This is a genomic window from Thiomicrorhabdus heinhorstiae, assembly GCF_013391765.2.
Taxonomy (GTDB): Bacteria; Pseudomonadota; Gammaproteobacteria; order Thiomicrospirales; family Thiomicrospiraceae; genus Thiomicrorhabdus; species Thiomicrorhabdus heinhorstiae.
The window spans coordinates 1-597 of record NZ_JACBGI020000055.1 but is presented as its reverse complement, the minus strand read 5'-3'; the positions used below and the strand labels follow the sequence as shown (position 1 = coordinate 597).

The window sequence follows — 597 nt, the reverse complement described above, 5'->3', positions numbered from 1 at the left end:
GTCCAATAATGCAGCTTTTATTGTTGCGCCGCGCGCCAGAACAAGAGGGGTGGATTTTCAAGGGCGTGCCTTTTTGCATGATTATGATTGGCAACAAGATGCCGATAACAGTTTATTAACCTTGATTATGACCGCGCCGATGGTGGTGACCAACTGGATTAACCTACAATATTATGCATCTGTCTGCGATAATCACGTTTATGGAAGTGGGAATAAAGTCCTGCACAATGTGGTGGATGGTTGCATCGGTGTTTTTGAAGGGAATGGCGGCGATTTACGAATCGGGTTGCCGATGCAGTCTTTGCATAATGGTGAGAAATGGATGCACGAACCTTTGCGTTTGAGCGTGTACATTGATGCACCGCAGAAAACGATTGCACAAGTCGTCGCTGAGAATGACGTGGTTCGTCATTTAATTGATAATGAATGGTTGTATTGCTTTAGCTGGGCTCCGGATGGTCGCATCCATCGTTATTTTAACAATCAGTGGTTGGAATCTGCCTGAAAGGGCGAGCTCAATTCGAAGCTTGAAGGTAAGCCTATCCCTAACCCTCTCCTCGGTCTCGATTCTACGCGTACCGGTCATCATCACCATCA

Annotated in this window: 1 protein-coding gene; it reads left to right on the top strand. The window is 46.4% G+C overall.

Features of this window, described 5'->3' with window-relative positions:
• On the top strand, window positions 1–505 hold a 505-nt coding region (locus H8792_RS12340; RefSeq protein WP_185979317.1), incomplete at its 5' end, for a putative inorganic carbon transporter subunit DabA.
• Window positions 506–597 lie beyond the last annotated feature (92 nt).